Genomic DNA, 22,555 nt, shown 5'->3' on the forward strand with positions numbered 1-22,555 from the left:
CAATATGACCGGTCGTCTTACTCAACAATGGCTGGTTTCCCTGGGATCGTCAAGCCAACCGGGCACACCGCGAGCTCCACCAACTCGTCATCGATGGGCGCCTTCTCGGCGTTCGTCCAACCCTGCGCTCGCCGAATACCCCGTCCATGCAGGTGGGAGGATTTCGACGCCGGCTGAGACCGCTCGAACCGTCGGCATCGCACGAGTCCGGCTGACGCGGCAGGATGATTGCTCACGCTACTGCGACTGGCGTACTTGGGTTCGACGAACGCGTCCGCAATGCTGCGACCGATGCGGCTGAGTGACCATCAGAAGGTTGTCGAGATCCTGTCCTTGCGCCACCAGATCGGCGTTCTGGAACGGCAGTTGAACGGACAGCAGGCTCATTCCCATGCAAGCGACCGGGCTCTCCTGGCGTCGCTCCTCCACGGCCTGCCACGGAAGGTGCTCCGCCGGATGCGACTGCTGGTGAGACCGGCCACGGTACTGCGCCGGCACCGCAACGTGATCGCCCGCAGGAGCGCCGACGCGCCTGTACGTGTTAGCCGCGATCGAGCACGCGAACCGCCGGCGTATGAACTCGATCATGGAATGCTGGGTGCAGTCCTGCCGCCACGAACTCCTTGACCACACCCTCACCTGGAACGAAACCCACCCGCGCCACGCCCTGCACGAATACGAGCAGTCCTACAACTCGCACCGCGCTCACCAGGCCATGAAGCAGGCAGCACCTCTACGCGCCCTCCCCGAACCGATTGCCGATCAAGGCCGGATCGCCCGCCTCGACACACGTTGGCACTACCGCCTCGGTGGAGTGATCCACGAGTGCCGACATGCCGCCTGAGATGCACGGATGAGGTTTTCGGCAGGCGCAGGGTCCGAGGCCTGCAGCAGGAGTCGGCGGTCGGGCCGACCGATGGCGTCCGCGTCGGTCAGCGGGTGCGGAGGCTGCTCGTGTACACGTCCGTACGGTTCTGTGGTGCGCCGGAGTGGGTCTCGGTGAGCACCGCCCGGACTCCCTTGCCGTCTGCCACCAGGCCTTGGTAGTCGCCCAGGAAGTAGCCCCCGGCGAACGGCGCCTGCAGCCAGTCGAAGACCCGCGAGATCCGTCGTTCGCTCTGGAGCTTCGGGTCTCCGTGCGGCAGTGTGGCCAGCTGATAGGCGGTAGGCAGGGTGGTGGTGTCGCCCGGCTTGAGAAAGCGCAGGTCGTAGTAGGTGAGCGCGACCGTGCCCCGCTCGGCGACCGCGATCGACGGTGAGAAGGCCGGCACGCCTTCCGGGCTGATCAGCTCGGGGGTCCCCCAGGTGCGTCCGCCGTCGGTGGAGCGCACGAGCTGGACGGAGTCGAACCTGCCGCCGGAGAAGTCCGAGCCCTCGTAGGCCATGTACAGCCTGCCGGTCTTGGGGTCGACGGCCGGGCTGGGCAGGGTGGCCGCGGCGCGCAGCAGTTTGGTGGGGTCGTTCGGGTCGACCTCCGGTACGGAGGTGTCCCGGGCCACGGCGACCGGGGCGCTCCAGGTCTCTCCGGCGTCGGTCGAGGTGACCACCTCGTACCGGGCTTCGACGACGGTGCTCAGGTCGTCGGAGTAGGTGATCCGGTCGAAGAAGTCGTACAGGGTGCCGGTGCGCCGGTCGGCGACGATCAGATGGCCGATGGTCTGGGTGTTGGGCACGGTGCTGGTGTCGACGAACGGCCGGGCCTTGCTCCAGGTGCGGCCGCCGTCGCGAGTGAGGGAGATGTAGCCGGGACCGTCGAGGGAACTGGGGCCGGGTGGGTCGTTGTCGAGGCGGTTCCAGACCTGATAGGCGGTGCCCTTGCGGATCGGGTCGGCGGTGAGTGAGGGCTTGTCGTTGAAAAACGGCTGCTCGTCGACGTGCGTGGTGGTGAGGTTCTGCCAAGTGCGGCCGCCGTCGCGAGACGTGACTGCCAGGAGGGCGCTGCGCGTGCTCTTCGTGAAGTCGACGCCCTCCCCGCCGGCGTAGACCGTGCCGTCCGGTCCGGTGCTCACCCAGGGGTCGGAGGCCCGTTCGTAGTCCGCGCCGCCGGGGGCACACAGGCTGAACGGCAGCGTGCTCCGGTGGAAGGTGTGGCCGTCCGTGGTCCAGCCGGCCGCCAGGCCGCGGGCGCCGCCGTCGTTCCAGCGGTCCTGCTGGAACACGGTGACCACGCGCTTGGGGTCGCGCGGATCGACGGACAGGTACGCCTCGACCTCGGTGGCCGGGTAGACGATGCTGTCGGGGGACCTCGCGCCGATGGTGCAGTCCGCGTACGGGTCGCCGTGGGACACCTTGACCAGCGGTGTGCCGTCGGGGTTCCGGTCTGCTGCGGCGGGAGTCGCGCCGGTGACCGTGACGAGCAGGAGCGCGGCGGTGGTGACGGCGGTCAGGGGCAGGAAGACGCGCATGCGGGATCTCCTCCGGGCCTGTCGGCCGGGGTACGGGACCGCCGTCATCGCGGCGGCCTGGGGCGCGGAGGCGTACCGGAACGCGGGGGTGGGGCGACTCCGCTTGATCCTTTTCGGCGTTGTTGCCGGTGGCCTTGATGGGCCGAAGGGCGGAGTCCTCCCCGGGGTCGTCGGTCGTCGGTCGTCGAGGAGCACGGCGGAGCCGACCGGCGGTGTACCGTGCCGGTCGGCTCCTGGGTCGTGCTGTTACGGCGCCGTCTCGTAGAGCGCCGGAAGGGGCGTGGGCCGCCTGGTAGTTGGCGATGTCGGCGGGGTCGGCCTTGGCTCAGACGGGATGGTAGAGCGGGATGACCTGCTGGACCTCTTCCACGGTGGGGATGAGTCAGGGCATCGGCAAGGGCCACCTCAATGCGGACAGCGGCGCGATCATCGCCCGTGCCCGAAGGAAGACTCCATCACCGTCGACACATCCAGGCTCGAGGCCGGCGGGACTGCTCGTTCTTGTGCGCCTTCTCCCGGACGCATCTCCCGGGAGACGGGTCACGTCGTCGTACAGTGACGCCCCACAGCGCACACCGCGACTGCTAGGTGCATTGACCCGCAGCGTTGTTGACCCGGCTGATGGGTGACTGTCCGTCGAGTCCGGTGTGGGAGCGGCGGTGGTTGTAGGTGTGGAGGAAGTCTGCCAGGGCTGCCGTCCGCTCGTCGTTCGACTGGTAGGGCCGTTGGCAGGCCCATTCGTCCAGGAGGGTGCGGTTGAAGCGTTCGACCTTCCCGTTGGTCTGCGGCCGGTAGGGCCGGATCTTCTTGTGGGTGATACCAGCCGCGGTCAGAGCCTGGGTGAACAGCTTCGACGTGTAGCAGGCGCCGTTGTCGGTCAGGACGCGTTCAACGGTGATGCCGTGTGCCTGGAAGAAGACGTCGGCCCGCTCCCAGAAGCCGATGGCGGGTACTGTCCCTCGTCGGACAGGATCTCGCTGTAGGCCAGGCGGGAGTGGCCATCGCGACGGCGGAGTGGATGTAGCTGTGGCCGATCACCGGTGTGCTGATTCTGCGCAGGGTGGTGGTTGCCTGACGGTTGCGGTCGCCTGCTGTGCCGCCCACGGCCCGCCGGCCCCCGCCGTCGGGGATGTTGCCGAGCTTCTTGATGTCGATGTGGACGAGTTCGCCACGGCCCCGGAGAGGCATTACGTCACCGCCCTCGACCGGCCGCGTCGGTACGCCGCGTGCGCATCGGTAAGGAGCTGGGCGACGTCGATGTCCTTGGCGTCGAGGCTGCCCACCGGGGCCGCGCTGTGTCCGGGCAGGTCGGAGGTTGGGGAGGAGACGGGCCGTACCCCGCCTCCGATCGGTACCGGCGGCCGGCTGCCGCGCCCGGTCCTCTAACGCGGTTCGTGGGCCGCCGCCCGGCAGGCACCGGTGGCGGCGCCGCCCGCCACTCCGGCCCCGGTCAGCCCGGTCACACAACTCTGCAGGTCTCCGACCACGCCACGGCTGCAGGCCGCTGTGACGGCGTCGGTGTCGGTGGCACCGGCCTGTCCGGCCATCTGTGTGCAGGCGGGGATGTCCGCCCGGACTGCGGGGGCGGCGAAGACCGCACCGCCGAGGGTGAGGGTCAGGCCGGTGAGGACACCGGCGATACGGGTCGACGTGCGCATGGGACGCACCTGCCTTCCGGGTTGGTCGCGCGGGCCTGGTCCCGGCGGGCCGGATCCGCGCGGTAACGCCGCCTGGCGACGCTCGGTGAGTGGTGCGCCTGGCCGGCGGGCTCACAGACTGACCGCACGGTTCTGCGTTGCAGCCATTGAGCCGCACCGGGACATGGTCACCAGGCCGAAGGAGATGGCCCCGGACCGAACGAGACGCACTAGGACCTCCACTCGCGGGCCCCTCACTCCAGCGTCGCATCCTCTCCCCCGCCCGTCCTGGGCACCACGGGGGCGATCGCGCCGGGTAACTGCGACTGTGCGAAGCGCGGTAGCCGGCCTGTCCGGCCGACCCGGTGCTCGGATCGGACGGCCCAGCGTCCCGCCCGGCCGGCCCCCTGCACTGCGGGTGCCGATCAAGGCCTGCGTGACCTTCGAGTCACGGTCACGGATCAGGAACCTGGCCCCGCTCCTCGCACCCTCCAGGTCCCCTGCCGCGTACAGGTGGAGACAGCGGGGCGGGCGGCGAATGCGGCCCAAGATCGGCGATCAATGCCTTCGACGATGACGACCGGCGCGGGTGGAGAGCTGGTGCCGCCTCGCCCAGGACGTCCCGGGCTGGTGGGCGCAGCTCAGGCTGCGGCTCCAGGCCCTCAAGGACGCGAAAGCGGCGTTCACCCCGAGGGGTCTCAAGAGCCTCAACAGGCCGGAACCCGGACTCCCGTCAGGAACGCGGCGAGGATACGGCGCAGTCGGGGCTCCACCTCGACGATCGCGTGCCCGAGCCGGGGGTCGTCGGCGTAGAGCTCCCGCAGGCGCGGGCCCGGGCTGGCCATCTGCCACAGCGCGCCGGCCATGCCGGTGGCGGTGGAGATCATGTCGAGGACCTGCTCTTCGGTGAGGCCCAGCAGGCGGCTCAACTCGCCGCCGATCAGGTCGACTTCATCCAGCGTGACGAGCTTGAACGTGCGTACCGCCTCCAGCGACACGTTGCGTTCCAGGTTGAGCGGAGCCTGCGCGAGCAAATCGCAGAACATGGGGCGCGCCGCCAACGTTGCGGCGAAGACCTCGGCGACGCCCGTGGGGGTCGCCTCGCTCCGCGCCGCCAAGTCGGCACGGAGCGAGGCGGACCATTCCCGCCAGCCCTCCGCGGTGAGCTCGAGAAAGATCTGCTCTCTCGTCTCGAAGTAGCGCAGCAGCGCCGACTTGTGCATGCCCACTTCGGTGGCGATGTCGGTGAGGGTGACGTCGCGGATGCCGCGTCCCCGGCCGAGCGTCCGGGCCGCGTCCAGGATCGCCCCTTCACGCGCTTGCTTGGCCTCGGCGCTGCGCGCCCGCTGGAAGGCTGGCTGACTCATGGGGCCATCATAGGAACAGTTAACAGAACGGCGTTGCGTTATTTAGAGAACGGTGTTGTACTAAATGCATGAGTGAAGACGTACGCACTACACAGCAGGTCTGGTTCATCACCGGTTCGTCCCGCGGATTCGGCCGCGCTCTGGTCACCGCCGTCCTCGACGCGGGTGATCTCGTCGTGGCCACCGCCCGTCACCCCGAGGCCCTCGCGAAGGAACTGGCGGAGTACGGCGACCGCGCCCTCGCCCTGCCGCTGGACGTCACCAGCCCCGACGCGGCACGCGCGGCGGTCGACGCCGCGCTCGCCCGCTTCGGCCGCATCGATGTGCTCGTGAACAACGCGGGGTACGCGAACGTGTCACCGGTCGAGACATCGGACGACGACGACTTCCGCGCCCAGTTCGAGACCAACTTCTGGGGCGTCTACAACGTGACCAAGGCGGCCCTGCCCACCCTGCGCCGGCAGGGGTCGGGCACCGTGGTGCAGTTCTCCTCGGTCGGCGGGCGCGTCGGCGGGTCCCCGGGCATCGCCTCGTATCAGGCGGCCAAGTTCGCAGTCGACGGCTTCAGCCGGGTGCTGGCCGCGGAGGCCGCGCCGTTCGGGGTGCAGGTCATGGTCGTCGAGCCGAGCGGCTTCGCCACCGACTGGGCCGGCTCGTCCATGACCGTCCACCCTGTTCCGGACGCCTACGACGAGACCGTGGGCGCGATGAACCGGCGGGTGCGCCAGGGCACGTCCGGCGGCGCCGGCGACCCGGAGCGGGCCGCCGCGATCATCGTGCGTACGGTGCGGCGCGGTCGGGTCCCGGGCCATCTGCTGCTCGGGGTGAACGCGGTGACCATGGCACTCGACTACTCCCGCCGCCAACTGGCCGAGGCGGGCGCCTGGGAACAGGCGAGCCGCTCGGCCGACTTCGTCGAGCCGTACCCCGTGGACCTGCCGCCGCAGGCCGAGCGTGCCATCCCATGACCTGGGGCCGCCCCCAAAGCTGTCCGCTACCGCCTCGCGCTCATGTCACAGGCGGGTCGCCGGCTGCGGACACCGCCCGCACCCTGTCAACAACCTCACGACCCGCAACAACCAGGGTCTATGCCGATCGTTCCCCACCGTGAGAGGCAGCCCGATGTTCGCGTCCTCCCCGGATCCGTCCGCCGCCCCCTTCGGTCCGGACGGAATGCGTCGCTTCAGCGCGCCCGGCGCCAACAGCAGCCGCCTGCCGGAGGAAGCACTTCGCGCGCCGGAGAGCACGGGCGCGCCGCTGGAGGCCGCGAGGAAACGCAGGTGAGGCGAGCGCCCCCACCGCCCCGTAGCAGCGCGCACGACCGCCGCACCAAACCCCTTGCACTCTGCGTCTTCGTTCCGGCCAGGGAGCTCAGACCTGCAACCGCCAGATCATCAACGCGGTCTTGGTGAGGTATGGGAGCACCTTCGATACGGAGTCGGACTGAGCGCGGGGTGCACGCCCCACCTGCGCCATGACACTCGGCGACGGTCACCCACCCACATGGAAATGCACCAATGGTGAAGGATGCGCACCGCCCCCGCAGTGTCCCTATCGGGCCGTGCCGAAGTCCTGAGTCCAGTAGCTGTTGGGCTGCGCGAGGCCGATACCGATCTCCTTGAAGGAGCAGTCGAGGATGTTGCGCTTGTGGCCCGGGCTGGACATCCAGCCCGCCATGACCTCGTCGGGCGTGGAGTAGCCGTAGGCGACGTTCTCGCCGTAGGAGCTCCAGCTGTAACCGGCACGCGTGATCCGGTCGCCGGGCGACGACCCGTCGGAGCCCGTGTGGGACATGTTCCGGTGGGATGCCATGTCCTCGCTGTGGTCCTGAGCGGCCTTGGTCAGCTTCGCGTTCATGGTCAGCGGGGAGCATCCGGCCTTGCTGCGCTCGTTGTTGACGAGCGTCAGTACGCGGGCCGTGGCCCCGGATGCCGGTGCGGTCGTAGCAGATGCGCTGGGAGCCGCGGTGGTCTTCGGTGCGCTGGGAGCCGCGGTGGTTTTCGGTGCGCGGGGACTCGCAGTGGTCTTTGATGCGCTGGGCGTCGCAGAGGTCTTCGGTGCCCTGGGCGTCGCAGAGGTCTTCGGTGCGTTGGGAGTCGCGGTGGAGCTCTTCGACGCTCGCGCAGTCGGCTCATGACCCCAGGACGAGCCCGTCCACCGCTGGTGGGAGCTCGCGTCCCCCCAGTGGCCGGAGGGGCGACCGCCCGCATCACCCTGAGTATTCAGGCACGCCATGGCGGCGGAGGGCACACCCACGGCTCCTACCGCGATGACAGCGATGGCTATCGGCCGGCGGTACGACTTCCTGCGGTGCTTCCTCATGCGTGACCTCGCTCGGTGATCGCGGAGCGCCCCCAGGGGGTTCGGCTCTGCCCAGTTCCTGCACCAGGGCCGCGGAGACGCCTTGCGGCCGACATTCTTGGAACTGGTGTCGGGGTGCGGCAACAGGCGGCAGTACTACCTCGGCTCGTAGCGATGGACGGCTCTTGAAACAGGCGCGCAGGCGTGCTGGTCCGGCTCTCGAGGTGGCGAAGAAGTCTGTTGGTCCGTCAGGAGCCGTTGTTCGCCGCACGAACGGGCGAGAGCGTTGAGCGGGTCGAACAAGGCTCGATCCGGCTCGGAGCGTGTCTGCATCAAGACGGATAAAACGCGCTATGCCGTCAAGCCTCGATCTACTATTCGACGACCTGAGAGCCAAAAGTCTGTGTGTCTGATGTCACGGGACGACGAGTGCGCCGGGGGTGGGTGACTCCCCTGCCGGCGACCCGCCCCGACCGTGTTCGGTGTTGACGGTTGTCAGGCGGTGCAGCCGGGTCCCGGTGCTTACACCGTGGCTACTCCACCTGGCGCGCTCGCGGTGCGGCGGAGCCCAGTTCTGGAGGTCCGTCGCCGACTCGACGAGGTCGGTTCGGAATGAAGTGTTCGCTCCGAGGGCGCCCCTTCGACGCGGCGGCGTGCCGCCCGGTGTTCTCCGTCTGCTTCTCGGCGAGTGCGGATGGATGCAGTCACCCAACCAGGAAGGGGCATGCCAGACACGCTCGGAAGGCGCGCAAATAGGACTTATTCCCTGTTGCGGTTCTTTCCGCCACACTCCCGTGTCTACCGGCTCGGGCGGGGGCGGGGCGTCGAGCGTGGCGACGGGCGGAAGCCTGCTCGTGGTAGCGGGTGGTGGAGGCGGCAGCGGGGGACGCAATCTCCCAACCCAGGGAGGTAATGGCGGAACCCCCGACGGCACCGCCGGAGGCACAGGCGGGACTCTCGGCGGTTCGCCCGGGGGCGGCGGTGGCGGAGGCACCGCCGGCGCGGGAGGTACGGGAGGCGCCGGAGCTGTCGCCGGGGCTTGTACGGGCCAGGCCGGCGGCACCAGGGGCGGATTCTCCGGTGCGACGGTCGGCACGGGAGGTGCCGGCGGTAACTACTCCGGCTGTGGCACCAGTTTCGTTGTCAGTGGCGGCGGAGGCGGCTACTTCGGTGGTGGCGGTGGTGGCGCTTCCGCCACCACCGCTGGTGCAGCCGGCGGGGGAGCGGTGGTGGGGGCAGCAGTTTCGCCACCCCCACGGGAACGGGCACCACGTACAGCGCCTCGCCGATCGGAACGCCCAGCGCCAACGGCCAGGTGACGATCAGCTACACGATCCAGGACCTGGCCTTCGTCACTACCAGCCCGCTGCCCGACGCCACCCAGAACGTCGCCTACTCCACCACCCTGCAGACCACCGGCGGCACCGGAGCCCCCACCTTCGCGGTCACCAGCGGCTCCCTGCCTCCCGGGTTGAGCCTCAACCCGACGAGCGGAGTGGTCTCCGGTACTGCGACGACGATCGGCACGTACACGTTCACCGTGACGGCCACCGACCCCGACTCCGACGTGCCCGCGGCCTCAAGGCAGTTCACGATCACCGTCCGTCCGGCCGCCGCCCTCACCTGCGCCACCGCGACGCCCACCATCGTCGGCACCAACCGCGCCGACCTCCTCATCGGTACGCCCGGCAACGACGTCATCTTCGGCCTCGGCGGCAATGACGTCATCGACGGCCGCGGCGGCAACGACATCCTGTGCGGCGGCAACGGCAACGACGTCATCACCGGCGGCGACGGCAACGACCGCATCGAGGGCCAGGACGGCACCGACACCCTCAGGGGCGGCAACGGCAACGACGCCCTCTTCGGCGGCGACGGCCCTGACGTCCTCGACGGCGGCCCCGGCACCAACACCAACAACGGCGGCGCCTCGCTCAACGTCTGCGCCCGCCCCCTCAGCGGCCCCGGCAGCACTATCTGAGATCAAAGCACTGGAACCATCCCGCCTCCCACGAGGCGAGCCCACCGGAGACCATCGCGACACGCTCCAGCTCGGGGCAGATGGCTTACGGCACCCGGTTCACACAGAAGGCACCGTATGAACCGGGGAGAACGGTCGCCCGGCCGACGGTGCAGATGACCGCGTGGTCATCTGCACCGGAACACGTGCAGTTAGTTGCTCGCAGGTTCGTGATCGGGCAGCGGCCGCCTCGGGAGGGGATCACGTCGTCGGGCCTGAAGGGCTGAGCAACGGCGCAGAGTTACTTGGCGTCCTGAAGGGCGGCCTGCCAGACAGGGCTGTCGACGTAGTGGTTGTCGTACAGCTCCGAAGAGTTCTTGATCTCCTCGAAACCGGCCTCGCCGCGCATCACACGGCCCAGCAGGCGCAGGTAGTCGAAGCGCGGCATGCCCGGGCTGAAGACGAACAGCACATCCGCCTCGCGGCCCGGGGCCGCAGCGAAGGCGTGCGGAGTGTGCGGCGGCACCAGCAGGAAGTCGCCCTTCTCCAAAACCTTGACCTCGTCATCGATCAGCACGCGCAAGGCGCCGTCCAAGACGAAGAACAGCTCGGACGCCTTGGTGTGAAAGTGCGCGGGAGCACCGACCGCGCCCTTCGCGAACGTGGAGCGATAGCTGGTGAGGGCGCTGCCGTCCGTGCCGTGGTCCGCGAGCAGTGTCATCACGCTGCTGGGGTCCACAGTGGTCTCGGCGGTGGCGGCACGGGTGAGGACGGCCTTGGGTGCGGTCTGCGCGTTCATGATGGTTGTTCCTGCCTATGAGCTGCGGCTTCGGGCTCTCCCGGCGCCTTGTGAAAGCAACTCTATTGAGCAGATAGACCTCTCAGGAGGTGCACTTCGCGGCCCAATTCATGGGTCAATTGGCCGGCGTTCACGGGCTGGACAGTGCCCACCGGACGTTTCTCCCACGCCGGTCGACACCGGCGTGTCCGTGGCCGCACACCCCTGCCGGACCACCGCGTCGATGGCCCGGTTCGACAGGTACCTGCGGATCGGGACGATGGTGAGCAGGGGCAGCACGGTGGACGTGGCGAAGAGGACCCGCGCGTACACGGCGAGCGCCACGGTGCCGCCCAGGGCCGCGCCGACCGGCGGCCCATTCGATGCCCTCGGCGCCCATCGCGAAGGCCGCGGCGGCGACCGAGTGCGCCTCGGTCAGGGCGGCGGCCATGACGATCATGCTGAGCAGTCGGGTCGCCGGGCGCCCGGTACGGCCGTCGATGATGTGGTCGCCGCGTTCGTAGCGGGCGGAGGTGGTGACCGCGACGTCGGTAGCTCTTCGAGCGGGACATCGAACAGCTCTTCCCGGTCCTGGACGACCTCGGCATCGGCTTCGTCCCGTACCCGCCACTCGGCCGCGGCTTCATCACCGCCACCGCCAAGCCCGCCGACTCCTACGACGCCACGGACATGCGCTCCCGGGCGGGCGGCCAGCACGGCTCGGGGCGATCCTGGTGGCATGCGTGGTACCGGTGGCGTTCCCCGGGTCCGGCTGCCCGCCGCCTACCGGGCGGCGGCCCGCCGCTCCGTGCGGGTCACGGTGGCCGCCGGCGCCGGGTTCTACCTGTTCCTGTACGGCTTCGGCTCGGCCGACGCAGCGACCTACGCGCTGTTCGCCGCGGTGTCGCTCGCGGGACTGTCGCACATCCCCGGGACAGGCCGGCAGCGTGCCGCGGTGGTGGCGCGACTGCTGCCGGTCTGCCTGGTGCTGATCACCGTCGGCACCTACCTGTCGGTGCGGACCTGGACCGCGACGGCGGGGATGCTGGTGGTCGGCTTCGCGCTGGCCTTCTCCGCGGTGGGCGGCCCGCGCCCGGCGGGTGCCGCGCCCGGGCTCCAGCTGATGTACATCCTGCCGTCGTTTCCGCCCTACGACCCCGGCTCGCTCGGCGGTCGGCTGGCCGGAGCCTCGGTGGGCATCGTGTTCCTCGTGCTCGCGGAGACGTTCCTGCTGCCGGATCCTCCCACCGTCCCCTACCGGGACCTGGCCGCGCGGGCCGCCGACAGCGCCCGGCGGTGTGCCGAGGAGCTGACCGGGCCGCCGTACGCGGTCACCGCCCGCACGGCGCAGGAGGCCCAGGCCGCCAGTACCGCGCTGCGGTCCTCGCAGGTGCCGGAGGCCGAACGGCCGGCCGGGCCGAGCGTGCGGGACCGGGGCATGGCCCACACCGGCCTGGCCACCCGCACCCTGCTGGCGCGGCTGACCGCTCCCCCGCAGTGGAATCCCGGGCCGGCCGAGTCCGAGGTCTGGCTGGTCGTACTGCGCGCGGTGCGGGACACGGCCCGCGAGACGGCCGACCGTCTGCGGGGCCGGGCTCCCGCCGCCGGGGACGCGCACGCCGAGCTGCTGCGGGCCCGTTCCGCCCTTGCGGCCGGCCCGGACGCGGATGCCGCGCCGGCCGCGCTGCGCCGGCATGCGGCGGTGCTGGAGCTCGCGGACGCCGCGCTGGCGATGTCCACGGCGGCGGCCATCGCCGTACGGGGCCGGGCGGGCGCGGGACAGGCGGCCCCGGGCCGGTTCTGGTACGCCCGGAAGCGCGCGCCGCAGCTGTGGTGGTGGCGGATGGTGGGGCACGCGGGCACCCGGTCGGTGTTCTTCCAGAACGCGGTACGGATCAGCCTGGCCCTCGCCGCGGCCCGGTTGATCGCGGGGGTGGACACGCTGCCGCACGGCTTCTGGGTGCTGCTGGCGACCTTGACTCTGACCCGGACCACCGTACGGGAGACCCGGTCGACGGTACGGGTGGCGCTGACCGGGACCCTGGTCGGCGCGCTGATCGTGGCCGGGCTGCTCACGCTGGTCGGGACCGATATCGCCGTGTACGCGGCGGTGCTGCCGCCGCTGATGCTGATCACGTTCACGCTGGGGCCGGTCAAGGGCATCGGCTGGGCCCAGGCGATGTTCACGCTGGTGGTCGCCCTGGCGTTCGCACAGCTGGCGCCCACGACGTGGCAGCTTGCCGAGTTCCGGCTGCTGGACGTGCTGACCGGCAGCGCGATCGGCGCTGTCTTCGGGCTGCTCGCCTGGCCGCGGGGGGCCCACGACGAACTGCGGCGGTCGATGGCGGTACTGCTGCGCGGTGCGGCGGAGAACGTGGTGGCGACCACCGCCCAGCTGGCCGCGGGCGGGGTGCGGGCGCCGGTGACAGCCGCGATGGGCCACCGCTCGCTGCAGCACTCACTGGTCATGGCGGAGTCGGCGTACGCGCAGTTCCAGAGCGAGCCGAAGGGTCTGGCCGCCGCCCGCCCCGGCCAGGATCCGCAGTGCTCGACAGGCCTCCGTGAACCCGCCCACCAGGACGGCCACCAGGACTGGCAGGCGACCCTGATGGCCGCCCACCACACCCTGTGGGGAGCCGACCGGCTGCTGGTGCCGCCGGAGCGGATCGTCGTACCGCCCCTGGAACTGGAGCCGTCGGCGGCCGTGTCCCGCCTCGGGGACCGGGTGGCCGGGCGGATGCTGCTGGTGTCGGCGCGGCTCGATCCGGGCAGCGACACCCCGCAGGCCCCGGTGCCGCTGCGGGACCCCGACTTCGACGGTTTCGCGGTGGAGCCGCCGGGCGCTCCGCGGGTGTACTACGCGGCCGTCTCGTGGCTGGACGCGCTGATGACAGACCTGGAGCGGATCACCGGGGAGGCCGCAGCCGCGTCCCCCGGCCCCTGACGAGCTCGTGCACGGTTGGCGGTGGCACGTCGAAACCCTGCTCGTCGCTCATGATCTGTGTGGTGGGGAACCGGGCGTTCTTGGCGGCTTTGCTGCACCGGCTGCCGACGGAGGTGCTGCCCAGGGTGAGGTTGCTCGTGCATCCAGATACGGTGCTGGCGCTGCGCTGACAACGCGATCTGGTCGCACGCCGCCACGCTGCCACTTCCCGGCCGAAGCCCTCAGGAAGGCCGCGGACCGTGCGCTCCGTCCGGCTCTAGGTGTTGCGGCTTGCGCGGGAGAATCCCGGTCGCGATGACGCAGATTTCGGGCACGCGACTGGTCTCTCTCCCCCACACAGGCAGCCGTAGACACCCGTTCAGCCTCTCGGGTCCCCCTCCCCGTGAGACATGTTGCTCATCGAACAGCCACCGCACCCCGACCACCCCGGCGAGCTGTGCAGACGCCGTAGCTCACCCATGACTACGCGCCGGACTCGTTCGATTCCGGGAGCACCTATCAGCAAAAGTTGTTTTCAGTCGCTCAAACGAAGACCTCAACTCACCTCTCCGGCAATGCAATGGCCTGCACCGCCCAGCCCCCGACACACATTCACGCACCTTCTGCCAGACGCACGGCACCGGGGCCCCGTCACCGTCGTCGGTCGACGTACATGGACTTCCAGTTGCCGTCGAGCGAAAGCGGTGCGTGTGCTGCGGCATGACGGTGCCCATATACGCGCCGGAGAGCGGGGCGCGCTCAACTGATGCGACTGACAGGCCTGTTGAGCCGGGCCCCACCTGAAGAACACAGAACAACACAACCGACACAATGACGCGGCCGGTGTTGTGGCTGCGTGATTTGCCGCCGGGCCGCAGCAGTTGTCCGCGAACCTTCCCGGACTTGTCCGTGATCGGTAACGGATGCATCCATGAGCCCGTGCGCCTCGTCCTGCCCAGTGATCGCAAGGTGATCGGGACCGGTGAGGCACTGCGTGAAGGGGACGGACATGGCGCGGCGGAGCAACGGGCGGGGCTGGAACAGCAAGGTGGTGGGGGCCGCGCTCGGGGTGACGTTGCTCGCCACCAGTGCCTCGGTGTGGACCGCGCAGGCCGGTGCCGCGGACGGCTCGTCACCGGAGGCGACCGCCCCGGCCGCACCGGGCAGTGACGTGAGACCGACCGCGGTGACCATCGCACACGCCTCGGACGCGGGGACCCGCGGCATCAACATCACCATCGACGACGGCCCCGACCCCGAGTGGACCCCTCAAGTGCTCGACGTGCTGCGGGAGTACGAGGTGAAGGCCACGTTCTGCATGGTGGGCCCGCAGGCCCAGGCGCACCCGGACCTCGTGAAGAAGGTCGTCGCGGCCGGGCACCGGTTGTGCGACCACTCGGTCTCACACGACACCGCCATGGACAAGAAGTCCGACGCCTACCAGTCGCAGCAGATCCTCGACGCCGAACGCATGATCACCAAGGCCTCCGGGGGCGTACGGCCGATGTACTACCGGGCACCCGGTGGAGCCTTCACCCCCTACAGCCGCAAGCTCGCCGCCTCCCGGGGCATGCGCCCGCTGGGCTGGAACGTGGACAGCAAGGACTTCGAGCGTCCAGGTACGGACACCATCGTCGCCACCGTCGAACGGGAACTGCCCAACGGACCGACGCTCCTCTTCCACGACGCGGGCGGCGACCGCGCCCAGACCGTCGAAGCCCTGCGCCGCGCTCTCCCCCAACTCAAGGAACAGGGCTACTCCTTCGGCTTCCCGGTGCGCTGAGCCTCGACCCTGGCTCGATGCTTCGGAGCCGATGCCCGCACGCAGCCGGCAGTGGCATCGCCGCCGACGCCATCCAACGGAGAAGCCCATGGCTGCCCGAAGCGTCACCCGGCACACCGCCAAGACGCACCTCTACCGCGTCATGTCCGAACTGGCCGCCCGCGACCGCGCCCAGGCCGTGATCTTTGCCTGCGAGGCCGGGCTGGTGCGGCCTGCCGACAGCGGATGAAGCGGCGTTCCCCATGTACCGGTCGGTCCATGGGTGTTGCGTGCGACGCCGAGGTTTTGCTGGGGCCGCCGACCCCTGGCCGACATCCGCTGCGCGAGCGATTTCCCGGCTGCTGACGCCGACCCTGCACCGCGCGGGCGCTGCGTGGACGCCTTGCTCGGGTACGAGGACGCGCGGCCGCGCATCGCTGCTGTGATGGGTGCCGGTCCGGGGCCTGCGCTGTGCACCGTGCATCAGCAGGTGCTGCGTCAGAGCCCGGTGCGGCTCCCTGAGGTGGCTCCGGCAGCAGGAGCTGTGCTCGTGGGAGGCCGGGTCGCCGGCCTCCCACGGCGGCAGCGCGTCAGTCGTGGTCGACCTCCTCGCGGGTGATGGTGCCCTTCACCGCGTCGATCTCGAAGTCGGTCTTGTTCCAGTCCTCGGTGACGACGTCGACGGACCAGATGAGGGCTTTGTTGTCGTTGTCATCCAGGTTGATGGAGGTGACCGTGCCCTGCTTCTTGTCCGTGGCGACCTTGGCCGCCTGCTGCGGCGTCTGCGTGGCACCGGCGATCCGGTCGGCCATCTCACGCTTGTCGCCGGAGTCCTGGCCGGTCTCGGCGACGGACTGGATCACCTTGCCCGAGATGGCGTCGATGCGGACGGTGTGCGTGGTCCCGTCCTTCTCGACGACCTCAGCGACCCATTCCGGGACGGCGGAGCTGCCGCTCGGGCTGGGGCTGGGGGTCCCGCTGGGACTGGGGCTTTCGCTCTCGTCGTTGTCGTTGTCGTTGTCGTCCAGGCCCTTCAGGTCGAGTTCGGCCAGCTTGCTGCCCGAGACCGCGCCCACTGCCGTGGCGGCGGCCTTGTCGAAGGTGACCTTGGAGACACCGAGCAGCTTCTTGCGCGCTGACTGGTCCTGAGTGAGCTGCGCGCTGCCGGAGGGGCTGTCCGACGGGGTGGCCGCCTCGTTCGGAATGACCTTCGCCGCTTCCGCGGTCGCTGCGGCTGTCGTCTTGCCACTGTCCCCGCCGCAGCCTGTCATCAGAGCTGCTGAGGCTACGACGGCGCACACGGCGCCGACGACATGGAGGTGGCGGGCGCGCGGGATGCCGGTCTTCTTGCGTCGGAACTCATATCTCATAACCCCATGCCTAGCCCTCACACCGATCGGCCATGTTGCCCGACGGCCGGAGTCACCCGATCGACCATGCGGCGCCGCCTCTTGGCCGTTGTCGGAGTCAGCTCCGCCAGGCTGAGCATCCGGGGCTCGCGATCCGCTCGTGTTTTCGCGGGCGAAGGGACGATGCGGGTAACAGACTTGGGCCGATTCGTGCCGAGCCCCGGACGGCTCACCTGCCCCGCGGCACCGCGCCTTCGAGAAGGGCGAGTTGCGCGGTGACCTGGTCCGTCGCAACCGCACCGCCGATGAACTCGCCTATGACCGCTGCCACTCCACCACGTCGGCATCCCTGGCCACGCTGATCAGGGTCGCAGGTTCCAGATGGCGGGTGGCCACCCTGAGCACCGAAGTTGGTCGCCCCGAGCCAATGGCTGAGGGGTTCATCGGTCGCTGGGAGTAGGTCCTACGCCTCAGGCGCGCTTCGCGCCTGCTTGGCTAGGGTCGGTCCTCATGGAGACCACAGGAATCGTTCGCCGCCAGACGGCGGAGCGTATGCGCGACTCTCTGGAGCGGCTCGTTGCCGAGCGGGATGTATGGGTGTCGACGGCTCACCCTGATCACGGGCCGCACCAGGTGCCGCTGTGGTTCTTGTGGGATGGGCGAGCAGTGTGGATGTGCACCAGCGCCACTTCCGTGACTGCGCGAAACGTCCGCGAAGAACCGCGCGTGCGCCTGTCGCTACCGGACACCTTCGACGTGGTGATCCTCCAAGGCGAGGCGGAGTACTTCCCTGACCACGAGGTGCCCGGCGGCGCAGCGGAGGCGTTCGCCGACAAGTTCGGGTGGGATCCACGCGCGGAAGAGGGTCCCTTTCTGTATATACGTGTGGTCCCGAGAACTGTGCGCGCTTGGCGCGGCGAGCCAGAACTACGCGGGAGAGTCATCATGCGCGACGGGATGTGGCTGGAATAACGGCCGTCCCTCGCCGACGAGCCTCTCTCGAATCACGATCTACAGCTGGAGTACGGGCCGATCTCACGCGAAGCCCCACCGGAGCTCACGCTCTCCGGTGGGGCTTCGTCGTCTCACGCGCGCTCTCAGCTCTCATGAACCAATAGCCCCCGCACAGCGGCCGCACCGCGGGGGCGCACGAAAGCGAATGGTCACCCGCACCGCGCCACCGACATCGTTGTCGAAGCGCGGCCTGCACGGACCGCGGCCCTACGGGGTGCGGCAAGCTCCGAGGAAGCACCGCGCGCCCGGGCGTGCGGCCGTCTTACGGCGTGTAGACGGCGTCACTGCCGTACAGCTCCCTGGTGAACGCGGAGACGTCGGCGCTGCGATCGGCGCCGTCGAGGTTGTACGTCAGATAGACGCCGTACCCCTCGCTGACGGTGCGGCGGGCGAGGTCGGCGACCGTGCTCTGCGAGGTCCGGCCGATCTCGACGGCCGCCGGCGACAGCTTCGACTTGGGCAGTGCGATGCCGGGGACCTGCCATGTGCCGTAGTACGGGTTCCAGGCGTAGTCGAACTTGGACGAGATGTCGACGCCGCCGTAGGAGAGACGCGACGCGGCCGGGCCGATGTTGTAGAGACTGATGATCTTGTCGGGCATGTTCGCGCGCAGCGCCGTCACCAGGTGCACGAACGAGCTGGCGTTGGGCTGACCGGTGCCGTTGTTTCCGTACTCGGCGTACTCGTCGTCGAAGTCGATCCCGTCGAGGCCGTACTTGGTCACGGTGTCCGACATTTGTTTCGCGAACGCCGAAGCCGCTTGCTGGGACGGGAAGTTCGCGAAGCCCGCGCCCTGGTGGTTGCCGAGCACCGAGAGGACGACCTTGATGCCCTTCTGCTGCAACGGCCCTATCTCCGTCGCGGCGTTGTCGAGGACGCGCTGCACGTTCTCGTTGAAGTGCAGATACACCGACTTCGTACCCGTGTCGTAGTTGATGTTCGCCGCGAAGATCACGGCGACGTCGAAGACGTTGCCGCCGCCGTTGGCGAGGGTGTACTTGCCGACGTTCAGCATGCTGTTGTTGTTCACCTCGACGTACGCCACCGAGGTCGGTCCCTGTTTCGCGGGAGCCGGAGCGGGTGCCGCTGCCGCGCCGGTCGCAGCGGTCGTGCCGAAAGCGAGGGCCGCGACGGCCGACAGCGCGAGCGCGGCCGTCCGCACTCTGCTCCGTACCAGAGTGAACATCGTTGATCGGTCTCCCATCACATGGTCGGCGCCCGACCTGTTCGAAAGCGCCGAGTGAGCCCTCCGAGTTTTCCTCTCCTGTGACCGAATCCCGAGAATCGCGCGCGGACTCTTCACAACTCCCACACGCACCTCGCGCCACAACCCGGCACCTGGGCAAGGGAGTTGGCGCCCCGGATCACGATCGGCATGTTCCTCCGCCCTGACCGACCGCCGACGATGGCGACGCGAGGAACGCACGCGCCAGAGAACAACGCGCCACCATGTACGCCGAGTACCTCACCGCGATGGAGGGCACCGACCAAGCCTTCCTCCACGCCTTGCGCCTATAGGGCTCGGTTATTCATCTCTGCTCGTCAAAAGGGCCATGCCTCTGCACGTAGGTCTGCGACCGTCTCCCCCGACACGCTGCTGCGTTGACACCGCGGCCTGCTGCGCCATCGCCACGCCAAGGCCTCACGTCCCAAGCGTCCCGGTCGGCCGCGCACCGTACGTTCCGTCCGCGTTCTGGTACTCCGGCTCGCACGGGGGAATTCGATTTGGGGATACCGGCGCATCCACGCCGCACCGGACCGGGGTCTGGGTCACCCAACTCGCCCGCAACGCGGTCAGGGACCTTCAGGACACGGGTGCCGAGGCGAAGTTCTTGATCCGGGACCGGGACGTTCGCCACCCGGCCGCCTTCGACGCCGTCCTGCATGTGGAAGGTATCGAGGCCGTACAGACCGGCGTCCGGATACCGCGCATGAACGCGATCACGGAGCGATGGGTGCGAACCTGCCGGACCGAGCTCCTCGACCGCACCCTGATTTGGAACAAGGCCCGTCTACTCCACGCCCTGCGCGAGTATGAGCAGCCCTACAACCAGCATCGCCCCCACCGCACTCTCGCAAGCGCCGCGCCGCGCCACTCCGTCCTCTACCCGAACCGATCAGCGAACCCGACCGGCTCACCTCGAGGTCCATCGACGCGGCCGCCTCGGCGGCACCCTGCACGAGTACCAACATGCGGCGCGCCCGGCCCGGACGTGGTTCTTGGCACCTACAAGGTCGACTTTGAGAATGCGAACGCCGTGAGTAGCCCCGCGGGCGGCTTCGACGTCGTGACGATGCGGCTGGTGTACACGTTCATGAGCGACAAGAGGCTGTGGCCGGGCGGGTGCCCGGCTTGCTGCGGCCCGGCGGCGCGTGGGCACGTGGGCACGTGGGCGCGAGCGACTGAGCGGAGACAACAGTGACCGGCCGGCGGCCTCTCGCGTGGCAGAAAGCCACGGAGGCCGGCCACCGGCCGGCGTCTGTGCTCGGAACTGCCGGGACTACACCATCGGGTCGATGTCCGGCTTGCCCGTACCGCCTGCGTGCTCGCTCTGCTCCTTGAGCTGGCGTGCCTTGTCCTTCAGGCGCTGACGCTCCTGCGGGTCAGTGGCGCGTTCCGCGGCCTGTTCCAGGTCCTGAGCCTTAGCACGCATCTGCTGGGCACGACCGGACTCGCCTGCAGCGCTCATGATCACTCCTTAGGTGATGAGGAAGAGCGGGCCACACCAGCGAAACAGGCCTCGTCACCCCTTGCATCTCGAGCGGTCACCCACTGCTATCTACGCAGTTGGGGAAGCCCACGCGGTGTCGGCAGGCAACAGCGTGGGGCGAGGCGGTGGCCTCCCTCTGTGCGCTGTGCATCCGTCAGATCGCCACGAGACATCCGAAGATCGTTCACGGGCTTGATCGATGTCCGTGTCCGGATGACGGCCTTGCGTCGCAGCAGTCAGCAGATCTTGCCCGTCCTAGCCGCCGTGGCCCGCTGCAGATCCCGAAGGAGCCCGACGGTGGGTCCTGGGAATCTCTGAGCGTGGTCAGCTGCAGAGATGTCGGCGAATTTCAGTACCACCGGGGATCGGCTGGGCTGTGCATCCGGCAGCTTCATCGGCTTGGGACGCGAGAGGCGGTGCTGGCAGGTCTCGCCCTGCTGGGGCCGACGGAGGAGCATGGGAGATGAGCGACCAAGGGAGGCCTGCCATGAAGTCCGAAGCCTCGGATTACGACACCTGGTTGTACTCTCACACACCCTCCCAAGCTGAGGGCGAGCGCGACGAGCCGGCTGAGCGTTCGGCCCAGCACCCGGACGTCCCCAGGACCGAGCCGTCCCAGGCGGAGGGCGAGCGCGTGGACGACATCAAAACCACATGACCACAGCGAGCCGGCCGGGCGTTGCCGGGCCCGGCTCACTGCTCCTCGGCCCGGACGGCCGTCCCGAAGGCGTCGCCTGTCGCGGCGACTTCGGCTGCGGCGCTCGCTCTGTCGCTGTTCGCCGGACTCCCAGGCGCGTGGTCCCGCAGGGTGGTTCACACGGCTGATGGGGGGCTTGCCGCCGAGTGCGGTGTGGAGCGATGGCAGTTTGCGGCCAGGCAGGGTGGCGTTCCGCCCGCCACCGGCGCACCCGCGTGTGCGCGGCGCCCCGCGAGATGTCCGTCTCGGCGGCCACATGACCGACTGGCGCGCGCCGAGCACACGTGCAACGAGCAGCCATCTGCCGTGATCGGTGGGACACGAAGACCGCTGTGTGGTGCAGTCAGCAGGAGGCGTCGGAGGTGAACGTGACGGGCAGCTGTTCGGGGCCGCGCAGACCGCCCGAGCGCCATCGCAGTTCGCTGGGCGGCACGGCCAGGCTGAGGTGAGGCAGGCGGCGCAGGGCGGTTCCCATGGCGATCTGGCCCTCGAGCCGGGCCAGTGGCGCCCCCAGGCAGTAGTGGATGCCGTGCCCGAAGGCGAGATGCGCGTTGTCCTGCCGGGTGATGTCCAGGCGGTCGGGGGCCGGGAACTGCGCCGGGTCGCGGTCGGCGATGGCGGAGGCGACCAGCACGGTCGCGCCGCGCGGGATCGCCACTCCCGCGATGGCGACGTCCTCGCGCGCGAACCGGGCGATGCCGGGGTTGACCGGTCCGTCGTAGCGCAGGAACTCCTCGATCGCACCGGGCAGCAGTTCCGAATCGTCCCGCAGCATCTGCAGCTGGTCGGGGTGGGCGAGCAGTGCGGCGATACCGCTGCCGATCAGGTTGACCGTGGTGATGTATCCGGCCACCAGCAGCAGGAAAGCCATGGCGATCAGCTCGTCCTCGTCCAGCTGGTGTCCCTCGTCCCGCGTGGCGATCAGCGCGCTGAGCAGGTCGTCACCGGGCCGGGCTCGCTTGTCCTGGAAGAGTCCGGTCAGGTACGAGCGCATCTGCCGCCACGCTCGGTCCACCCGGGCCGGGTCCGGCGGCTCGGCTCCTTGAAGGATCATGTCGTCGGTCCACCGCTGGAAGTCGTCCCGGTCGGCGACGGGCACGCCGAGCAGTTCACTGATCACAGTGACAGGAAGCGGCAGCGCGAAGTCCTCGACGAGTTCGGCCTTGCCTGCGGGCACGATCGCGTCGAGCAACCCGTCGGTGATCTCCTGGACGCGTGGCCGCAGCTCGGCCACCCTGCGGGCGGTGAACGCCTTGGAGACCAGGCGGCGCAGTCGGGTGTGGTCGGGCGGGTCGGAGCGGAGCATGGTGCGCAGCATTGACTCGCGCTCCGTGGCGGGCAGCCGCTCGAGGAGCCGGGGGTCCGAGGCATCGCGGACGTCGCTGCTCAGCCGTGAGTCGGAGAGGGCTGCGAGGCCGTCTTCATAGCGTGTGACCAGCCATGCATCGAGGCCGCCGGCGAGGACGGCGCGCCGTACCGGGCCGTCCTCGCGCAGCTGCCGGTAGAACGGGAAGGGATCCGCCATGAAGGCCGGATCGGCATAAGGCACAAGGACCGGCTGCTGGCTCATCAGGCCTCCAGGGGTTGCCACGAACCCACGCGGCAAAGTTGTCATTTTTGAGGGTATATGCCCCATTGACTCGGGTCGTGG

General features: G+C 69.3%; 19 protein-coding genes and 2 pseudogenes. 9 read left to right on the forward strand and 12 right to left on the reverse strand.

Annotation, left to right across the window (positions count from 1 at the left end; translation table 11 throughout):
* Window positions 1–237: 237 nt before the first annotated feature.
* Window positions 238–588, reverse strand: coding sequence for a hypothetical protein (locus OG698_RS08425; protein WP_406102379.1), 351 nt, complete (start codon window positions 586–588; stop codon window positions 238–240).
* On the opposite strand from OG698_RS08425, the gene OG698_RS08430 reads away from it, so the two are divergent.
* Window positions 587–844, forward strand: a complete 258-nt coding sequence (locus tag OG698_RS08430) for a hypothetical protein (protein ID WP_406102380.1) — start codon at window positions 587–589, stop codon at window positions 842–844. The genes OG698_RS08425 and OG698_RS08430 overlap by 2 nt on opposite strands.
* A gap of 88 nt (window positions 845–932) precedes the next feature.
* On the opposite strand, the gene OG698_RS08435 is transcribed toward OG698_RS08430, so the two are convergent.
* The 4 genes and pseudogenes from OG698_RS08435 to OG698_RS08450 all read right to left on the reverse strand — a co-directional run bounded on the left by OG698_RS08435 (window position 933) and on the right by OG698_RS08450 (window position 5,409).
* Entirely contained in the window at window positions 933–2,405 is a 1,473-nt protein-coding gene (locus tag OG698_RS08435) for a sialidase family protein (RefSeq protein ID WP_406102382.1), read from the reverse strand.
* Between the two features lie 584 nt (window positions 2,406–2,989).
* A pseudogene (locus OG698_RS08440) lies at window positions 2,990–3,575 on the reverse strand (integrase core domain-containing protein); the annotation flags it as partial.
* Between the two features lie 212 nt (window positions 3,576–3,787).
* The gene (locus tag OG698_RS08445; protein WP_406102383.1) at window positions 3,788–4,063 is read right to left on the reverse strand and encodes a hypothetical protein; all 276 of its coding nucleotides are present in this window, start codon (window positions 4,061–4,063) and stop codon (window positions 3,788–3,790) included.
* A 686-nt stretch (window positions 4,064–4,749) separates the two neighbouring features.
* Complete coding sequence (locus OG698_RS08450) at window positions 4,750–5,409, reverse strand: TetR/AcrR family transcriptional regulator (RefSeq protein WP_406102385.1); 660 nt, start codon at window positions 5,407–5,409, stop codon at window positions 4,750–4,752.
* Between the two features lie 68 nt (window positions 5,410–5,477).
* On the opposite strand from OG698_RS08450, the gene OG698_RS08455 reads away from it, so the two are divergent.
* Window positions 5,478–6,377, forward strand: a complete 900-nt coding sequence (locus OG698_RS08455; protein ID WP_406102387.1) for an SDR family NAD(P)-dependent oxidoreductase — start codon at window positions 5,478–5,480, stop codon at window positions 6,375–6,377.
* A gap of 583 nt (window positions 6,378–6,960) precedes the next feature.
* On the opposite strand, the gene OG698_RS08460 is transcribed toward OG698_RS08455, so the two are convergent.
* Entirely contained in the window at window positions 6,961–7,731 is a 771-nt protein-coding gene (locus OG698_RS08460; protein ID WP_406102389.1) for a CAP domain-containing protein, read from the reverse strand.
* Window positions 7,732–9,025: 1,294 nt separating this feature from the next.
* On the opposite strand from OG698_RS08460, the gene OG698_RS08465 reads away from it, so the two are divergent.
* Window positions 9,026–9,691, forward strand: a complete 666-nt coding sequence (locus OG698_RS08465) for a calcium-binding protein (RefSeq protein ID WP_406102391.1) — start codon at window positions 9,026–9,028, stop codon at window positions 9,689–9,691.
* A gap of 280 nt (window positions 9,692–9,971) precedes the next feature.
* On the opposite strand, the gene OG698_RS08470 is transcribed toward OG698_RS08465, so the two are convergent.
* Together OG698_RS08470 and OG698_RS08475 are read right to left on the reverse strand one after the other, a co-directional pair.
* Entirely contained in the window at window positions 9,972–10,469 is a 498-nt protein-coding gene (locus OG698_RS08470; RefSeq protein ID WP_406102392.1) for a cupin domain-containing protein, read from the reverse strand.
* 337 nt (window positions 10,470–10,806) lie between these two features.
* Window positions 10,807–11,001, reverse strand: a pseudogene (locus tag OG698_RS08475) (FAD:protein FMN transferase); the annotation flags it as partial.
* Between the two features lie 186 nt (window positions 11,002–11,187).
* Here OG698_RS08475 and OG698_RS08480 point away from each other — a divergent pair.
* The 3 genes from OG698_RS08480 (at window position 11,188) to OG698_RS08490 (ending at window position 15,383) form a co-directional block, all read left to right on the forward strand.
* Window positions 11,188–13,392: an FUSC family protein gene (locus tag OG698_RS08480; protein ID WP_406102394.1), complete on the forward strand. Its 2,205-nt coding sequence runs from the start codon at window positions 11,188–11,190 to the stop codon at window positions 13,390–13,392.
* A gap of 988 nt (window positions 13,393–14,380) precedes the next feature.
* On the forward strand, window positions 14,381–15,154 hold the full coding sequence (locus OG698_RS08485; protein ID WP_406102395.1) for a polysaccharide deacetylase family protein: 774 nt from the start codon (window positions 14,381–14,383) through the stop codon (window positions 15,152–15,154).
* 88 nt (window positions 15,155–15,242) lie between these two features.
* Complete coding sequence (locus OG698_RS08490; RefSeq protein WP_406102396.1) at window positions 15,243–15,383, forward strand: hypothetical protein; 141 nt, start codon at window positions 15,243–15,245, stop codon at window positions 15,381–15,383.
* A gap of 340 nt (window positions 15,384–15,723) precedes the next feature.
* Here OG698_RS08490 and OG698_RS08495 read toward each other — a convergent pair whose 3' ends face one another.
* The gene (locus OG698_RS08495) at window positions 15,724–16,503 is read right to left on the reverse strand and encodes a PepSY domain-containing protein (RefSeq protein ID WP_406102397.1); all 780 of its coding nucleotides are present in this window, start codon (window positions 16,501–16,503) and stop codon (window positions 15,724–15,726) included.
* 489 nt (window positions 16,504–16,992) lie between these two features.
* Between OG698_RS08495 and OG698_RS08500 the strand changes: the two genes are divergently transcribed.
* Window positions 16,993–17,454 (forward strand): pyridoxamine 5'-phosphate oxidase family protein, encoded by a 462-nt coding sequence (locus OG698_RS08500; protein ID WP_406102398.1) that lies wholly within the window; start codon window positions 16,993–16,995, stop codon window positions 17,452–17,454.
* Between the two features lie 304 nt (window positions 17,455–17,758).
* On the opposite strand, the gene OG698_RS08505 is transcribed toward OG698_RS08500, so the two are convergent.
* The gene (locus OG698_RS08505; protein WP_406102400.1) at window positions 17,759–18,682 is read right to left on the reverse strand and encodes an endo-beta-N-acetylglucosaminidase H; all 924 of its coding nucleotides are present in this window, start codon (window positions 18,680–18,682) and stop codon (window positions 17,759–17,761) included.
* A 745-nt stretch (window positions 18,683–19,427) separates the two neighbouring features.
* Here OG698_RS08505 and OG698_RS08510 point away from each other — a divergent pair.
* Window positions 19,428–19,919 carry an integrase core domain-containing protein gene (locus OG698_RS08510; protein ID WP_406110914.1) on the forward strand — a complete coding sequence of 164 codons (492 nt, stop codon included), beginning with the start codon at window positions 19,428–19,430 and terminating at the stop codon, window positions 19,917–19,919.
* A gap of 78 nt (window positions 19,920–19,997) precedes the next feature.
* Here OG698_RS08510 and OG698_RS08515 read toward each other — a convergent pair whose 3' ends face one another.
* Complete coding sequence (locus OG698_RS08515) at window positions 19,998–20,186, reverse strand: DUF6381 family protein (protein WP_406102402.1); 189 nt, start codon at window positions 20,184–20,186, stop codon at window positions 19,998–20,000.
* A 508-nt stretch (window positions 20,187–20,694) separates the two neighbouring features.
* Between OG698_RS08515 and OG698_RS08520 the strand changes: the two genes are divergently transcribed.
* The gene (locus OG698_RS08520) at window positions 20,695–20,865 is read left to right on the forward strand and encodes a hypothetical protein (RefSeq protein ID WP_399974102.1); all 171 of its coding nucleotides are present in this window, start codon (window positions 20,695–20,697) and stop codon (window positions 20,863–20,865) included.
* A 382-nt stretch (window positions 20,866–21,247) separates the two neighbouring features.
* Here OG698_RS08520 and OG698_RS08525 read toward each other — a convergent pair whose 3' ends face one another.
* The gene (locus OG698_RS08525) at window positions 21,248–22,474 is read right to left on the reverse strand and encodes a cytochrome P450 (RefSeq protein ID WP_406102404.1); all 1,227 of its coding nucleotides are present in this window, start codon (window positions 22,472–22,474) and stop codon (window positions 21,248–21,250) included.
* Window positions 22,475–22,555: the final 81 nt, after the last annotated feature.

Origin of the sequence: Streptomyces sp. NBC_01003 (genome assembly GCF_045162695.1) — a bacterium.
In the GTDB taxonomy this organism is placed as follows: Bacteria; Actinomycetota; Actinomycetes; order Streptomycetales; family Streptomycetaceae; genus Streptomyces.

What these genes read in the sequence shown, in the direction of transcription:
- OG698_RS08435 (WP_406102382.1), bottom strand. Translation starts at nt 2,405, where the DNA reads ATGCGCGTCTTCCTGCCCCTGACCGCCGTCACCACCGCCGCGCTCCTG.
- OG698_RS08515 (WP_406102402.1), bottom strand. Translation starts at nt 20,186, where the DNA reads ATGAGCGCTGCAGGCGAGTCCGGTCGTGCCCAGCAGATGCGTGCTAAG.
- OG698_RS08430 (WP_406102380.1), top strand. Translation starts at nt 587, where the DNA reads ATGGAATGCTGGGTGCAGTCCTGCCGCCACGAACTCCTTGACCACACC.
- OG698_RS08505 (WP_406102400.1), bottom strand. Translation starts at nt 18,682, where the DNA reads ATGTTCACTCTGGTACGGAGCAGAGTGCGGACGGCCGCGCTCGCGCTG.
- OG698_RS08525 (WP_406102404.1), bottom strand. Translation starts at nt 22,474, where the DNA reads ATGAGCCAGCAGCCGGTCCTTGTGCCTTATGCCGATCCGGCCTTCATG.
- OG698_RS08520 (WP_399974102.1), top strand. Translation starts at nt 20,695, where the DNA reads ATGAAGTCCGAAGCCTCGGATTACGACACCTGGTTGTACTCTCACACA.
- OG698_RS08455 (WP_406102387.1), top strand. Translation starts at nt 5,478, where the DNA reads ATGAGTGAAGACGTACGCACTACACAGCAGGTCTGGTTCATCACCGGT.
- OG698_RS08450 (WP_406102385.1), bottom strand. Translation starts at nt 5,409, where the DNA reads ATGAGTCAGCCAGCCTTCCAGCGGGCGCGCAGCGCCGAGGCCAAGCAA.
- OG698_RS08425 (WP_406102379.1), bottom strand. Translation starts at nt 588, where the DNA reads ATGATCGAGTTCATACGCCGGCGGTTCGCGTGCTCGATCGCGGCTAAC.
- OG698_RS08460 (WP_406102389.1), bottom strand. Translation starts at nt 7,731, where the DNA reads ATGAGGAAGCACCGCAGGAAGTCGTACCGCCGGCCGATAGCCATCGCT.
- OG698_RS08470 (WP_406102392.1), bottom strand. Translation starts at nt 10,469, where the DNA reads ATGAACGCGCAGACCGCACCCAAGGCCGTCCTCACCCGTGCCGCCACC.
- OG698_RS08445 (WP_406102383.1), bottom strand. Translation starts at nt 4,063, where the DNA reads ATGCGCACGTCGACCCGTATCGCCGGTGTCCTCACCGGCCTGACCCTC.
- OG698_RS08510 (WP_406110914.1), top strand. Translation starts at nt 19,428, where the DNA reads ATGAACGCGATCACGGAGCGATGGGTGCGAACCTGCCGGACCGAGCTC.
- OG698_RS08480 (WP_406102394.1), top strand. Translation starts at nt 11,188, where the DNA reads ATGCGTGGTACCGGTGGCGTTCCCCGGGTCCGGCTGCCCGCCGCCTAC.
- OG698_RS08485 (WP_406102395.1), top strand. Translation starts at nt 14,381, where the DNA reads ATGGCGCGGCGGAGCAACGGGCGGGGCTGGAACAGCAAGGTGGTGGGG.
- OG698_RS08495 (WP_406102397.1), bottom strand. Translation starts at nt 16,503, where the DNA reads ATGAGATATGAGTTCCGACGCAAGAAGACCGGCATCCCGCGCGCCCGC.
- OG698_RS08500 (WP_406102398.1), top strand. Translation starts at nt 16,993, where the DNA reads ATGGAGACCACAGGAATCGTTCGCCGCCAGACGGCGGAGCGTATGCGC.
- OG698_RS08490 (WP_406102396.1), top strand. Translation starts at nt 15,243, where the DNA reads ATGGCTGCCCGAAGCGTCACCCGGCACACCGCCAAGACGCACCTCTAC.